Raw genomic sequence first — 13,309 nt, 5'->3', positions numbered from 1 at the left:
GTCCGCTGTCGCCAATAGGTGACAACCTCTCTTCCGTCATGCTCGGGCTTGTTCCGAGCATCCGCATATGCGGCAGCAGATCCTCGGCACCGACGATTCCGTCGAGTAAACGGCGAGCTCTGTCAAAACCGAACCGTCACAATGATGACGGCCGTTCACCACATCGTCTTCGCCGCCCGTCCGGGCCATTCCCGGTCGTAGGTTTCCTGGTCGAATTCGCCGACGGCGGCCTTCAGCATCTGACCCGGCGTCGGCAGCCGCGCCGGATCGGCAAAGTGCTCGCCATTCCAGAGTTCGGCCCGCATCACGGCGCGCGCGCACTGGAAATAGACCTCGTCGATCGAGATGACGATGACGGTCCGCGGATGTTTGCCATCCATCTCGAAACTCGAAAGCAGGGCCTCGTCGTTCGACACGACACCGCGGCCGTTGATGCGCATCGTTGTATTCGAGCCCGGGATGAGGAACATCAGCGCAAGCCTGGGGTCGCGCACGATGTTGGAGAGCGAATCGACCCGGTTGTTGCCGCGCCAGTCCGGCAGATGAAGCGTCTCGTCGTCGATGACGCGCACCACGCCGCTGAGATCGCCACGGGGCGAACAATCAAGCCCTTCCGGCCCGACGGTCGCAAGCGCCGCGAACGGCGAGATCTCGATCATCTCGCGATAGAGCGGCGTCAGCCGCTTGGTCACCTTGTCGACAGAGGCCTGCGACAGGCCGGCGCCATAGATCGTATTGAGCTCTTCGATGCTGTCGATGATTTTCATGAGGCGTTCCGCAGCGGCTTGATCTTGCGGCGGACGCTACAATGCCGCGCGCCTCACCGGAAGGTCAAAAAACGGAATGATCTCCGCATCTTTTTTGATGCTTTCATAGGCGTCCTCGTCCACGCCGCCGTCGAGAAAAGCCGCGATCACGCCGAGCACCGGAGGCGCACCGATGATGCGCCGGTGACCGAATCCGTTTGCCCAGAACAGCCGCACTCTATTTCCCGCCGCGCCGTAACGCCGGGCATGGGCCGCTGACACTTCCTTGTCGTCCTCGGCGTGTATCACCAGGATCGGCCGGCCGATCGAGCCCGCCGTATTGCTCGCGTCGAAATCCCCGAGTCTCCGCGCTGTGACGCGATGAACCTCATTTTCCAGCACGGCCTGCGCAGGGTGGAGAAGGCCGATCATCCGGCCGAAATCGGTGAAAAGCCAAGCCATCTCGCTCGGTGCGCCGATCAGCACCAGTCGCTCGCCGGTAACGGGCGCCGCATCAGGGATCAGGCCTCCCGCCGAGACCATCAGTGCCGCGCCGCCGAAGGAATGGCCGATCGCTGCGTCGAATGCGCCGAACCGCTCCCCTGCCGCCGCGATCGCCTCGACCGCAAGCCCCATATGCAGGAAGCGTCCGCCCGCATGCCCGTGGCCGGGAAAATCAAGCGCCACCACCTCGGCACCCGTCGCCGCCAGCATCGAGACGAGATCGGTCATGTAAACAGCGCTCGAGCCCCAGCCATGTGTGACAAGATAGCGCTTGCGCTGGCCGATCGCCCCGCCGTTCAGGCGATAGGCATGCGCTTTGGCGCCGCCGGCAAGCCTGAGGACGAAGCGTTCGGCGCCTGCAAGCCGCGCCGCACCCGCCGCATGCGCCGCCTTTGCCTTCTCGCCCTTCGGCCGCGGCGATGGCGTTCGGCAGAACAGCCGGAATGCCGCCCTGCCCGCCAGATCAGGCGAAATCGCCTGCAAAACCCGGAATCCGAGGCGGGTGACCTTAAGCGTGAAATTTGTCATAGTGGGAATCCAAAAGACTGTTCAACACTGAACAATAAAGTACAACGATGAACAAAAATCAATCCCTACCGTGGGATCATCCGCGTTTTCGCAGCTGGATCGCGGTGGCACGCGCCTGCCAGCTCATGCAGCAATCCCTGGCCCGCTCGCTTGCCGATCTCGACATCAAGCCACCGCATCTCGATATCCTCGTCAATCTCTACCGTTTCGAAGGCATTTCGCAGCAGGAGCTGGCGCGCAAGCTCCTCGTCGGCCGCTCCAATATGAGCATGTTGCTGCCGCAGATGGAAACGCGCGGGCTGATCGAGCGGCGCGGCGACGAGCGCGATAAGCGCGTTTTGCGCCTTTATCTCACCGACGAAGGCCGCAGAGTGACCGAGGCGGCGATGGCGATTCAGACCGATCTCATCGAACGCACGCTCTCCGAGGAACCGATCGAGCAATGCATGGCGACCGCCACCTCGATGGAGCGCATCATCACCGTGCTGCTCAAGGACCTACGCGACGACGATTAATGCATGTCGCCCAAAAGTGTGCAGCGGGTTTGGGAGGACGACATGCATAAAAGGACCTTCAAACGCCTCGCATGAACCAAGTTCGAGGCGAGGCGCTTGAGTTCAATGCAGCGACGGTGCCGCCGATGTGCCGCTCAGCGACCGGTATTCCCAGGCGGCGACAATGATCAGCACAAGCGTCGCCAGGATTCCCAGCAAATAGAGCTCGATAAAGGGCGCCACGAAGGCCAGCAGGATCACCAGTACGAGGCCGGCAAGATGCGACAGCGGTATCCGCCCGCTGGTCGCGCCCTTGAACCAGAGATTGCCGGCGAGGAACAGGCCGGAGCCGCCGAGCACCGCCGCGGCGACGCCGAAAGCGCCCGTCTCGTGCGGATGCGAGAACATGAATTCGACCGCCACCGCATGCACGATGATGCCGGCCAGAATCGGGATATGCGCGTAGGTGAAAGCCTGCCGCGCCAGAGCCCCCGGCGTCTCCTCATGCTCGATGCGATGAGCTGCGCGCCCGTGGCCGAAACGGAAATAGAGCCACCACATGGCCACCGTGCCGATGAAGGCAGTCACGAAGATCACGCTGGTCAGACCCGAAATCGGCAGTTCGGAAAAGGTGCGGCCCGAAACCAGGATCGCCTCGCCGAGGCAGATGATGACGAAGAGCGCGCAGCGCTCAGCCATGTGCGCGCCGGAAACATCCCAGTCGCCTGGCCTCGAGCGGCCGAGCCCAGGCACCGCAAAGCCCGCGGCCGGACCGGCATATTCGATCGCCAGGGCGATCAGCCATGCGATAAGCCGGGCTTCATGCTCCAAGAGCCCACCGGCGATCCAGAAGACGGCGGCGACCGCGAGCCAGCTTGTGATGCGCGAGAAATTAAGCGTATTGGCCCGGTCGACACGCGTCATCGCATAGGTCGCAAACAGCGAGCGGCCGACCTGCATCGTCACATAGGCGCCGGCAAAGAGCAGTCCCTTGTCGCCGAAGGCCTCGGGGATGGAGGCCGACAGCACCAGCCCCAGCATCATCAGCGCCACCAGCATGCCGCGCACCGGCATCCTGTCGGGATCGAGCCAATTCGTCACCCAGGTGGTGAAGATCCACACCCACCAGACGGCGAAGGTCATCACTGCCGCTTCGGCAGCACCGAGCGGCGTATAATGGGCGGCAAGCGCATGCGAAAGCTGCGAGATCGAAAAGACGAAGACCAGATCGAAGAACAGTTCGAGAAAAGTCACCTTGCTGCCGGCGGCGCTGCCCTTGGCGCGCAGCCAGTTCTTTCTATTCGCTTTCGCCATGTGTCCCCCGATGGCTATCTATTGGATTTCAGCGCGGCTTTTCCGCGGTGTCGCGGTTCATGCCCTTTTCCCTGAGTTCGTCCTCATAGGCCGAAAACAGCTCTGCCCCTCGGACACCGAGTTCACGCAGATAAGTCCAGGTGTAGATACCGGTATCGTGCATGTCGTCGAAGCCGATCCGGACCGCGTAATTGCCGGTGGGCGTCATCGAGACGATGGCGACATTGCGCTTGCCCGGCACCGTCACCCTCTGTCCCGGCCCATGGCCCTGCACTTCGGCCGAGGGCGACAGGACGCGCAAGAGTTCGGCTGAAAGGTCGAAGCTCTGGCCGTCGTTGAAAGTCACAACCAGCCGCTGACGGTCTTTCGAAACGCGAAGTTCACTCGGCCAGATATCGCTCATCTCTATCACCTCTTTCCCTTGGAGAAGTAGGCGCTCGGCTTTTTCGAGGCAAGCGCAAATTCGCGTGTGCGAATTCCGTTTCCCTTGACGTGGCAATCACATATGCACAAATAGAACGATAGCGCTTGAAAACAGGCAACGATCCCATCTGGCGGGTCCGTTGCGGAGGAATTTGTGAATACGAGAGTCGGAACGATAGGCAACGCATCGCCGCTCGCCGCAGATGCACATCCGATGATCGACCCTCTCGGCCGGGCAGTCACCTATCTCCGCGTCTCCGTCACCGACCGCTGCGATTTCCGCTGCACCTATTGCATGGCGGAGAATATGACGTTCCTGCCGAAGAAGGATCTCTTGACGCTCGAAGAGCTCGATCGTCTCTGTTCCGCCTTCATCGCCAAGGGTGTCAGCAAGATCAGGCTGACCGGTGGCGAACCGCTGGTGCGCAAGAACATCCTGTATCTGGTGCGCAAGCTCGGCGAAAAGATCGGCTCCGGCCTCGACGAACTGACGCTGACCACCAACGGCTCGCAGCTTTCGCGCCATGCCGCCGAGCTTTACGATTGCGGCGTGCGCCGCATCAACGTCTCGCTCGATACGCTCAATCCCGACAAGTTCCGCAAGGTCACCCGCTGGGGCGATTTCGACAAGGTCATGGAAGGCATCGACGCGGCGCAGAAGGCCGGCATCAGGATCAAGCTCAACGCCGTGGCGCTCAAAGGTTTCAACGACGTCGAGATGCCCGAGATCCTGCGCTTCGCCCATGGCCAGGGCATGGACCTCACCGTCATCGAAACCATGCCGATGGGCGAGATCGAAGAGGATCGAACCGACCAGTACTTGCCGCTCTCCGAGCTGCGCGCCGATCTCCAACGTCAGTTCACGCTAACCGACATTGATTACCAGACAGGCGGCCCGGCGCGTTACGTCAAGGTCGAGGAAACCGGCGGCCGCCTCGGCTTCATCACGCCGCTGACCCATAATTTCTGCGAGAGCTGTAACCGCGTCCGCCTCACCTGCACCGGCACCCTCTATATGTGCCTCGGCCAGAACGACGCCGCCGATCTCCGCGCCGCACTCCGCGCTACCGAAGACGACGCCCTCCTGCACGCCGCCATCGACGAAGCCATCACCCGCAAGCCGAAAGGCCACGACTTCATCATCGACCGCACGCATAACCGGCCGGCGGTAGCGCGGCATATGAGTGTCACGGGTGGGTGATAAGTTAGGGAAGGACGAGGCGGACGCTCCGCCACCCCGCGCCGTCAGTCGATCAATCGCTGCGCGGTAAACTTGTCGGTCACCAGCATGTCGATCACCCCGACGCGGAGCGCGCCTGCGATCGCGGCCGTCTTCTTGGCTCCGCCGGCAAGGGCGATGACCCGGTCGACCCGTTCCAGATCCTCGAGAGGAAGCCCGATGACCCGGTCGTCCAGGGGTGTCTTGACCGGCTTGCCGTTCTTATCGAAGAAGCGAAGAGAGATATCGCCGACGGCTCCCGCTTCCGCGAGATCGGAGAGTTCGCGAGACGAAAAGATGTTGCCGGACCGGGCAAGAAGTTCGGACGGTTCGACGGCTCCAATGCCGACGATCGCGAGCGTTATGCTGCCGAACAGGTCCATCGTCTCGCGGACGAACGGGTCGGCCTGCATGAGAAGCTTTGCCTCCCTTGACGACGTCACGCCCTGCACGGGGAGCAGTTTCGGCTCGGCGCCGGTCAGCCGTGCAAGCCGCGTGGTCAGCTGTGTCGCATGCGTCTGCACCGAAGGATCGCCCATGCCTCCAAGGGTCTGGACGACGTATTTCACCTGAGCGCTCTTCGAAGGGTGGATGTTCTCGACCATCTTGAAAATGGTCTGGCTCCAGCTCGAAACGCCGATAATCTCCCCTGGCGAAAGCGTCACCTCCAGGAGATGAGCTGCTGCCTCTCCGATGCGAGCCATGATTGCGCCGTCCCGGTCTTCCGTGCACTCGACGACGATCGCTTCCGGCAGGTTGTATTTCTCGCGCAGCGCCCCCTCAAGGTCGCTATAGGTGCCGACGGGAGGGATCACGCTGGTTCGTACGATATCTTCAGCCTCGGCGCGCTTCAGCATGCGCGACACCGTCGCCTGCGACAAACGAAGATGCTCCGCGATCTCCGCCTGTCGCCGTCCCTCGATATGGTACATCTGGGCGACCCTTGAAATGAGGCGGAGTTCGTTGAGGCGAGTCATCGCTAATCCCAGATTGAATTTTTATTCACCTTTAGCCTTTGTTTCGCGGAACGTCGAGCGGGCGAGCGCATCATTCCAGGTATCGAGAAACACCGCGCGATCCACGGGTTGCGGCTCGATGGTTCGCGTGTTTCGCGGCAACGCCGCGACAATTTCGAGATCGCTCCACAAGCCGAGTGACAGCCCCGCCAGATACGCGGCGCCGAGAGCCGAGGCCTCGGGTGCTTCGCATTGGATCACGGGATGTTCGATGAGATTGGAGACACATTGCATCAGGAAGCGGTTCTGGCTCGGTCCACCATCCACATAGAGCGTGCCAAGCGCGCCGCCGCTCTGTGTGCGCATCGCCGAGATCACGTCATTAACCTGAAATGCGATGGAGTCGGTTACCGACCGAGCCATTTGCGCGCGTGTCGTATTAAAGTTTATCTGGGAGAACAGCGCGCGGGCATCGGCATTCCAGTAAGGGGCACCCAGTCCGACGAATGCCGGCACGAAGCCAGGTCCGCCCGGCTCGGCGCTCGCCGCAAGTTCGACGAGGGCCGCCACATCCGGGAGACCGAGTATATCAGTCATCCAAGGAAGACTGGCGGCGCAAACGAGAATATTGCCTTCGAAAGCGAAGGTTGGCTTGCCCTCGATACGCCATGCAACGGTGGTGGTGACGCCGTTACGCGGCGGAATGAATTGCGAAAGCGTCTTCATGACCGAAGAGCCAGTTCCGAAGGTCACCTTGCCATCGCCCGGCTTGAATGCGCCATGGCCGAATAGGGCAGCGTGGCTGTCCCCGATCGCTGCCATGATCGGAGTGCCATCCGGCACCCCCCGCAATCCTTGCGTTCTGCCGAAATCGGCGGAGCTGTCGAGGACCTCGGGCAGCAACGCGATATCGACGCCGAAGATCTCGCCGAGTTCTTCGCTCCATCTCTGGTCCCTGAGATCGAACAACTGGCTCCTGGCGGCATTCGAAGCGTCGCAGGCATACCGGCGCCCGCCCGTCAGGCAGTGAATGAGCCAGCTGTCGATCGTTCCCAGCCGCACCGGCCCGGCCGGAATACGGTCGAGCAGCCAGCGAAATTTCGAACCCGGGAACATCGGATCCAATGGTAGGCCGGTGAGCGCCTGCACCCGGTCAAGGTGGCCTTCGGCAATGAGACGTTCGCAATCCTGCGCCGTTCGGCGGCACTGCCAGCTGACCACCGGTCCAAGCGCCTCCCCCGTATCGGCGTCCCAGGCTGTGACCGACTCGCGCTGGTTGGAAATGGCCACGGCCTCGATAGTCACATCGGGGCCGGCCTTCAGGCAGGCGTCGACCGCTTCGCAGACCGATGCGTAAAGCCGGCGCGGATCTTGTTCGACCCAGCCCGGCTTCGGATAGGAGATGCCGACAGGAGCCGAACCTCTGCCGACGATTTCTCCTTTTTCGGAAACGAGAACTGCCTTCGAATTGGTCGTGCCCTGGTCGATTGCCAGAATTGCCCGCATGCTATCCTCCCGGATCAGGTGGCGGCCGAAATGGCAAAAGCGTTTCGGCCAGTCTTGATCCCGTTACTTGCGCTTGATCAGCGCCTGCGCGGCGTCGGCGACTGCTGCCGGCGCCATCCCGAATTCGTCGAGCAGGAACTCTGCCGAACCGGTCGGGGCATAGACGCCGGGGACGCCGAGACGCTTCATCGGCACCGGCGCATTGTCGACCACCACTTCGGCAACGGCGGAGCCGAGCCCGCCGAAGATCGAATGCTCTTCGGCTGTGACGATCGCTCCGGTTTCCCTTGCCGCGGCGATGATAGCCTCCTCGTCGATCGGACGAACAGTCGCAAGGTTGAGCACCCTGGCCTGGATGCCGCGCTCAGCGAGGATTTCGGCCGCCTTCAGAATGCGATGCGTCAAGGTGCCGTTCGCGATAAGAGTGACGTCTCCCCCCTGGCGAAGGAGATTTGCCTTGCCAAGTTCGAATTTATGGCCTTCCGGAAGCAGGTCGGGCACGCCAACCCGTGACAGACGCAGGAAGCAGGGCCCGTCATAGGTCGCGGCCCAGGCGACGGCAGCGGCGGTTTCGATGCGGTCACAAGGAGCAATGACCGGAAGATTGGGCAGGACCCGCGTCCAGGCGAAGTCTTCGATCGAGTGATGCGTCGGACCGAGTTCGCCATAGGCCATTCCCGAGGAAATGCCGACCAGCTTGACGTTGGCATTCGAGTAGGAGATGTCGGCCTTAATCTGCTCCAGCGACCGCCCGGTGAGAAACGGAGCGGCGGCGCAGACGAAGGGAAGCCGCCCGCCATTGGCGAGACCTGCTCCAACGCCAACCATATTCTGCTCCGCGATGCCGACGTTGACGAGACGTTCGGGAAATTTCGACTTGAAGCCGCCGAGCTTGGAGGAACCGACGGAGTCGTTGCAGACGGCAACGAGCGTTTCGTTTTCAGCGGCAAGACGCTCAAGCGTGGCAGCGAATGCGTCGCGGCAGTCGTGGAGCTTGGGTGGGTTTACTGGGGCGTTCATTACAGTGCCTCCGACAATTCTGCCAATGCGATTTCGTATTGTTCCCTAGTCGGTACCTTATGGTGCCACTCGACCCGGTCCTGCATGAATGAGATTCCATGACCCTTGTTGGTATGGGCGACGATGCAATGCGGCCTTGATCCCCGGTGTTCGAGAGCAGGAACGATTTCGCTCATAGTGTTGCCGTTGATCTCGGTAACCTCCCAATCGAAGGCTTCGAGCTTGGGACGAAGCGGGGCGAGATCATTGGTTTCGGCGAGCGCGGCGCCCTGCTGGAACCTGTTGTGATCGATGACCAGCGTCAAGTTGTCGAGGTTGAACTGGGCTGCCGCCATGATCGCCTCCCAGTTGGAGCCCTCCTGCATCTCACCGTCGCCCGTGACGACGTAGGTGTGATATTTCGCGCCGGCGAGCTTGGCGGCCTTCGCCATTCCGACTGCGACCGGAAGACCGTGGCCGAGCGGCCCGGTATTCGTCTCGACGCCGGGAACCTTGTTGCAATTCGGGTGCCCGTTCAGCCTCGAATGCGGCTGCAGGAAGGTGGAAATCTCGTCCTCCGGGATGAAGCCTCGTTTTGCGAGCGTCACATACAGAGCGCAGGCCGTATGCCCCTTTGAAAGAACGAACCTGTCGCGATCGGGATGTTTGGGCTGATCCGGCCACACTTTCAGCACACGAAAATAGAGCGCCGTCAAAATGTCGATGACCGACATCTCGCCGCCGATGTGGCCGGCGCCAGCTTCAAAAACCGCCTGTAGATCGCGCAACCGGATCTCGCGGGCGATACGCTCAAGTTCTGTCGTATCCATGGGTTCCTCGTGTGCATAAATATTCACTCTTCAATATTTTTGCATAACAAGCCGATTAGTCAAGCCCCTAAGCGAAAGCATCGACAGCGTACACTTGGGCAAATCTTGTTGACAGCCGGAAAACAAGTTGTTAATGAATTTTCCAGCAGTGGTGAATATTTATTCTCAGCTGAAACGAATATCGGATACAGGCCTAAGCATAGGGAGGAGCAATGGTGGCGCTCGATATCAATGAACACAGGCTTTCTTCCGGTGCCTGGCTGGGCAAGCTCAAGGGAGCTACCGGCCCGCTCGTGGGGCTGCTTGCGCTCTGCATCTTTCTGAGCCTCAGCACGGACACGTTTCTTTCGGTTCGAAACGGCCTCAACATCCTCGACCAGATCACCGTTCTCGGCATCATGGCGGTCGGAATGACGTTCGTCATCCTGATCGGCGGCATCGATCTCTCCGTCGGCTCGGCACTCGCCCTGGCGATGATGGTCATGGGCTGGACCGCCAATGTCGCCGGCCTTCCGCTGCCCGTGGGAATCGCCTTTGCGCTGATTGCTTCGGCGGTATCAGGCCTGATCGTCGGACTCCTGGTGACGCAGTTCAGGGTTCCAGCCTTCATTGCCACTCTTGCAATGATGTCGGCGGCCCGCGGCGTTGCAAACATGATCACGGACGGCCAGCAGATCGTCGGATTTCCCGACTGGTTCATGATGCTGGCGATCGATCGCCATTTCGGCGTCATCACGGCCACGGTGTTCCTTATGCTGGCTGTCGTTCTTGCGGCCTGGCTTTTCCTCCACTTCCGGTCCGAAGGTCGCATGCTCTATGCGGTGGGCGGAAACGCGGAAGTCGCGCGGCTGGCCGGTATCAACGTCCCGCTCGTGACGATCAGCGTCTATGTCGTGAGCGCCGTCCTTGCGGGACTTGCCGGCATCGTGCTCGCCGCTCGGCTGGATTCCGTTCAGCCCTCCAGTGGCCTGGGCTATGAACTGGACACCATCGCTGCGGTCGTCATCGGCGGCACTTCGCTTTCCGGCGGCGCCGGCGGCATCGGCGGAACGCTGATCGGCGTTCTCATCATCGGCGTGCTTCGCAACGGCCTCAATCTACTCAACGTCTCGCCGTTTCTTCAGCAGGTGATCATCGGCATCGTCATCGTGCTTGCGGTCGGCGCGGAGACCATTCGTCGGCGTCGCGCCTGACGAACGGGGTCCGCCGCGTTGGCGGACCCGGAATTCCGCCCCGGAAGTCGGAGCGGATCAATACCCCGAGGGGGAGGACATACCCGAGGGTCCATCAACAACGGAGGAACTACAATGAAAATTGCGCGCACCATGCTCGCGTCAGCTGCCCTGCTCGGTCTCATGCTCGGACCCGTACAGGCGGCGGAACTGAAGAAGCTCGGCCTCGCCGTTGCCAACCTTCAGGCAAACTTCTTCAACCAGATCAAGCAATCGGTCGAAGCCGAAGCCAAGAAGCGCGGCATCGAAGTCATCACGGTCGATGCAAAGGGCGATGGGCCGACACAGGTCAACCAGATCCAGGATCTTCTGACCCAAAATATCGACGCGCTGATCTACATTCCGGCAGGTGCGGCCGCTGCGACGGTTCCGGTCAAGCTCGCGAAGAACGCCGGCATCCCGGTCGTAAACGTCGACCGCAACGCCGAGGGCGCACCGGGCGATACATTCCTTGCAACGGATTCCGTCGCCTCTGCCAAGGCCGTGTGCGACTACATTCTGAAGGAAGCCGGCGGCAAGGGGAAAATGGTGATCATCCATGGCCAGAAGGGTACGACGCCGGAAGTCGATCGCTCGAAGGGCTGCGGTGAATCTCTGAAGGCATATCCTGATGTCAAGGTCGTCGCCGAGCAGTTCTCCAACATCTGGAGCCAGGACGAAGGCTTCCAGATCATGCAGAATATGCTGCAGGCTAACCCGGACGTTTCGATCGTGTTCGCACAGGCCGATGGTCTCGCCCTTGGCGCCGCCCAGGCGATCAAGGTCGCCAATCCGTCGCAGAAGATCGTGGTCGGCGGCTTCGATGGCGACACCGCAGCGCTAGAAGCCCTCAGCAAGGGCGTCTTCAACGTGACTGCGACACAGCAGACCCAGAAGATGGGCCGCGATGCGGTTGAAAATGCCGCAAAGCTTGTCGCCGGAGAAAAGGTTCCCCCGGTTCAGCTCCTGGATGCCACGCTGACAACCAAGGAAAACGTCGCAGGCTTCATCGCCAACCATCCGTAATGAACTCAAGGTCTTGAGGAGGTGTGCCGTGACTGATCCGGTTCTTTCCCTGAGGGGCATATCCAAGTGGTATGGGCCGCTCCAGGTTCTGAAGAATGTCAGCCTGGACGTCTATCCGGGGGAAGTGGTTGCACTTCTCGGTGAAAACGGAGCGGGCAAGTCGACGCTGTCGGGCATCATCGCCGGATCCCGCACGCCCTCCGAAGGATTGATGACATGGCTGGGGCAGCCTTATGCCCCAGCCACCCCAAGAGAAGCCATCGACAAGGGTGTTGTCCTGATCCACCAGGAGCTGCAGCTTCTGCCGCAGCTGTCGATCGCCGAAAACGTCTTCATCGGTCGTTGGCCGATGAAGAATGGCGTCGTCGACCGTGCCCACATGGTTCGCCGGGCCCAGGACCAGCTCGCGCGCTTGAACCTTCACATACCCGCAACGCGGACGGTCGCCGGCCTTTCCACCGCAAACCAACAACTCATCGAGATCGCCAAGGCGTTGGCTCTAAACGCGAAACTTCTGATCCTCGATGAGCCGACAGCCGCCCTAGGCGGCGCCGAGACCGAAGCCCTCTTCGAACAGGTCCGGAAGCTTCGGTCGGAAGGCGTCGGCATCGTCTACATTTCCCACCGTATGGAAGAGATCAAGCAGATAACCGACCGCATCGTCGTGCTTCGCGACGGGGAGCGGGTGCAGGAATTCTCAGACAGCGCCACCCCGGTGCGAACGATTGTCGAGAGCATGGTCGGACGCCCGCTTGACCGCCTGTTCCCGGCCCTGCCCGTTCCGACGGACCGTCCGGTACTTCAAGTCTCCGGCCTAAGCTCGCCGGACAACTCGTTCCGTGACGTCAGCTTCGAGGTGCGGGCCGGCGAAATTCTCGGCATCGCCGGGTTGGTCGGCGCCGGCCGCACCGAACTGGTGCGTGCGATTTCGGGCGCAGATCCCATCAGTGCTGGCTCGATCAAGCTGGAAGGCGAGGAACTCAGGCTGCGCGATCCGGCGGACGCGATCGCCAAGGGCATCGTGATGGTTCCGGAGGACCGCAAGGCACAGGGTCTGATCGTCGGACACCGGATCAGCGAGAACATCATTTATGCCAATCTCGACAAACTCGGTGGCGGTTGGATCACGCCGCGCGCCAAGCGCTCTTTTGCCGAAAAGGCGGTGGCCAAGTTCGGCGTCAAGGGCCGTGCCGAGCAGTACGCCTCGGATCTCTCCGGCGGCAACCAGCAGAAGGTCGTGATCGCGAAGTGGCTCTTGCGCGACCCCAAGGTCGTCGTGCTCGACGAGCCGACGCGAGGTATCGACGTCGGCGCCCGCGCCGGCATCTACGACATCATCGTCAATCTTGCCAAACAGGGTGTGGCGGTCATCGTCGTCAGCTCCGATTTGGAGGAAGTTCTCGGCGTCTCCAATCGCATTCTCGTGCTTTCGCAAGGCAAGCAGGCGGGGATCCTTGATCGTGACCAGGCAAATGACGTTTCGGTCATGGAGCTAGCTACCATCTAAAGCAGTTCCAGCAAAACTGTGCAGCGGTTTTGCCAGGCAAAGCGCG

At 61.3% G+C, this 13,309-nt stretch carries 13 protein-coding genes; 5 read left to right on the top strand and 8 right to left on the bottom strand.

Annotated elements, in window-relative coordinates; genetic code table 11:
* Positions 1-155 precede the first annotated feature (155 nt).
* Entirely contained in the window at positions 156-767 is a 612-nt protein-coding gene (locus GA0061105_RS01230) for a pyridoxamine 5'-phosphate oxidase family protein (protein ID WP_092747500.1), read from the bottom strand.
* Between the two features lie 36 nt (positions 768-803).
* Entirely contained in the window at positions 804-1,778 is a 975-nt protein-coding gene (locus GA0061105_RS01225) for an alpha/beta hydrolase (protein ID WP_064691844.1), read from the bottom strand.
* 47 nt (positions 1,779-1,825) lie between these two features.
* Between GA0061105_RS01225 and GA0061105_RS01220 the strand changes: the two genes are divergently transcribed.
* Positions 1,826-2,293 carry a MarR family winged helix-turn-helix transcriptional regulator gene (locus GA0061105_RS01220; protein WP_064691845.1) on the top strand — a complete coding sequence of 156 codons (468 nt, stop codon included), beginning with the start codon at positions 1,826-1,828 and terminating at the stop codon, positions 2,291-2,293.
* A gap of 102 nt (positions 2,294-2,395) precedes the next feature.
* Here GA0061105_RS01220 and GA0061105_RS01215 read toward each other — a convergent pair whose 3' ends face one another.
* Both GA0061105_RS01215 and GA0061105_RS01210 read right to left on the bottom strand, forming a co-directional pair.
* A complete protein-coding gene (locus tag GA0061105_RS01215) occupies positions 2,396-3,586 on the bottom strand; it encodes a low temperature requirement protein A (protein WP_092747498.1) in 1,191 nt (396 codons plus the stop codon).
* Between the two features lie 28 nt (positions 3,587-3,614).
* Positions 3,615-3,989: a gamma-butyrobetaine hydroxylase family protein gene (locus tag GA0061105_RS01210; protein ID WP_064692090.1), complete on the bottom strand. Its 375-nt coding sequence runs from the start codon at positions 3,987-3,989 to the stop codon at positions 3,615-3,617.
* Positions 3,990-4,163: 174 nt separating this feature from the next.
* Here GA0061105_RS01210 and moaA point away from each other — a divergent pair, with 174 nt between their 5' ends.
* Positions 4,164-5,210 (top strand): GTP 3',8-cyclase MoaA, encoded by a 1,047-nt coding sequence (moaA, locus tag GA0061105_RS01205; RefSeq protein ID WP_092747496.1) that lies wholly within the window; start codon positions 4,164-4,166, stop codon positions 5,208-5,210.
* A 44-nt stretch (positions 5,211-5,254) separates the two neighbouring features.
* On the opposite strand, the gene GA0061105_RS01200 is transcribed toward moaA, so the two are convergent.
* The 4 genes from GA0061105_RS01200 to GA0061105_RS01185 form a co-directional block, all read right to left on the bottom strand.
* On the bottom strand, positions 5,255-6,205 hold the full coding sequence (locus GA0061105_RS01200) for a sugar-binding transcriptional regulator (protein ID WP_092747494.1): 951 nt from the start codon (positions 6,203-6,205) through the stop codon (positions 5,255-5,257).
* A gap of 21 nt (positions 6,206-6,226) precedes the next feature.
* Entirely contained in the window at positions 6,227-7,690 is a 1,464-nt protein-coding gene (locus GA0061105_RS01195; protein WP_092747492.1) for an FGGY family carbohydrate kinase, read from the bottom strand.
* 63 nt (positions 7,691-7,753) lie between these two features.
* Positions 7,754-8,710, bottom strand: coding sequence for a transketolase family protein (locus GA0061105_RS01190; RefSeq protein WP_092747490.1), 957 nt, complete (start codon positions 8,708-8,710; stop codon positions 7,754-7,756).
* Positions 8,710-9,519 (bottom strand): transketolase, encoded by an 810-nt coding sequence (locus tag GA0061105_RS01185; protein WP_092747488.1) that lies wholly within the window; start codon positions 9,517-9,519, stop codon positions 8,710-8,712. Before GA0061105_RS01185 ends, GA0061105_RS01190 begins: the two co-directional genes overlap by 1 nt.
* A gap of 212 nt (positions 9,520-9,731) precedes the next feature.
* Here GA0061105_RS01185 and GA0061105_RS01180 point away from each other — a divergent pair, with 212 nt between their 5' ends.
* The 3 genes from GA0061105_RS01180 (at position 9,732) to GA0061105_RS01170 (ending at position 13,263) form a co-directional block, all read left to right on the top strand.
* Positions 9,732-10,712, top strand: a complete 981-nt coding sequence (locus GA0061105_RS01180; RefSeq protein WP_064691852.1) for an ABC transporter permease — start codon at positions 9,732-9,734, stop codon at positions 10,710-10,712.
* Between the two features lie 114 nt (positions 10,713-10,826).
* Entirely contained in the window at positions 10,827-11,756 is a 930-nt protein-coding gene (locus tag GA0061105_RS01175; protein ID WP_092747486.1) for a sugar ABC transporter substrate-binding protein, read from the top strand.
* Positions 11,757-11,784: 28 nt separating this feature from the next.
* On the top strand, positions 11,785-13,263 hold the full coding sequence (locus GA0061105_RS01170; protein ID WP_092747484.1) for a sugar ABC transporter ATP-binding protein: 1,479 nt from the start codon (positions 11,785-11,787) through the stop codon (positions 13,261-13,263).
* Positions 13,264-13,309 lie beyond the last annotated feature (46 nt).

The sequence above is a fragment of the Rhizobium aethiopicum genome (assembly GCF_900094625.1).
Lineage (GTDB): Bacteria > Pseudomonadota > Alphaproteobacteria > Rhizobiales > Rhizobiaceae > Rhizobium > Rhizobium aethiopicum.
The sequence above is the reverse complement of the archived record's forward strand: the minus strand, read 5'-3'. Positions and strand labels throughout refer to the sequence as shown.

Coding starts and splice junctions, on each gene's coding strand:
- GA0061105_RS01185 (WP_092747488.1), bottom strand. CDS start 9,519: ATGGATACGACAGAACTTGAGCGTATCGCCCGCGAGATCCGGTTGCGC.
- GA0061105_RS01195 (WP_092747492.1), bottom strand. CDS start 7,690: ATGCGGGCAATTCTGGCAATCGACCAGGGCACGACCAATTCGAAGGCA.
- GA0061105_RS01180 (WP_064691852.1), top strand. CDS start 9,732: ATGGTGGCGCTCGATATCAATGAACACAGGCTTTCTTCCGGTGCCTGG.
- GA0061105_RS01200 (WP_092747494.1), bottom strand. CDS start 6,205: ATGACTCGCCTCAACGAACTCCGCCTCATTTCAAGGGTCGCCCAGATG.
- GA0061105_RS01230 (WP_092747500.1), bottom strand. CDS start 767: ATGAAAATCATCGACAGCATCGAAGAGCTCAATACGATCTATGGCGCC.
- GA0061105_RS01220 (WP_064691845.1), top strand. CDS start 1,826: ATGAACAAAAATCAATCCCTACCGTGGGATCATCCGCGTTTTCGCAGC.
- GA0061105_RS01210 (WP_064692090.1), bottom strand. CDS start 3,989: ATGAGCGATATCTGGCCGAGTGAACTTCGCGTTTCGAAAGACCGTCAG.
- GA0061105_RS01215 (WP_092747498.1), bottom strand. CDS start 3,586: ATGGCGAAAGCGAATAGAAAGAACTGGCTGCGCGCCAAGGGCAGCGCC.
- GA0061105_RS01225 (WP_064691844.1), bottom strand. CDS start 1,778: ATGACAAATTTCACGCTTAAGGTCACCCGCCTCGGATTCCGGGTTTTG.
- GA0061105_RS01190 (WP_092747490.1), bottom strand. CDS start 8,710: ATGAACGCCCCAGTAAACCCACCCAAGCTCCACGACTGCCGCGACGCA.
- GA0061105_RS01175 (WP_092747486.1), top strand. CDS start 10,827: ATGAAAATTGCGCGCACCATGCTCGCGTCAGCTGCCCTGCTCGGTCTC.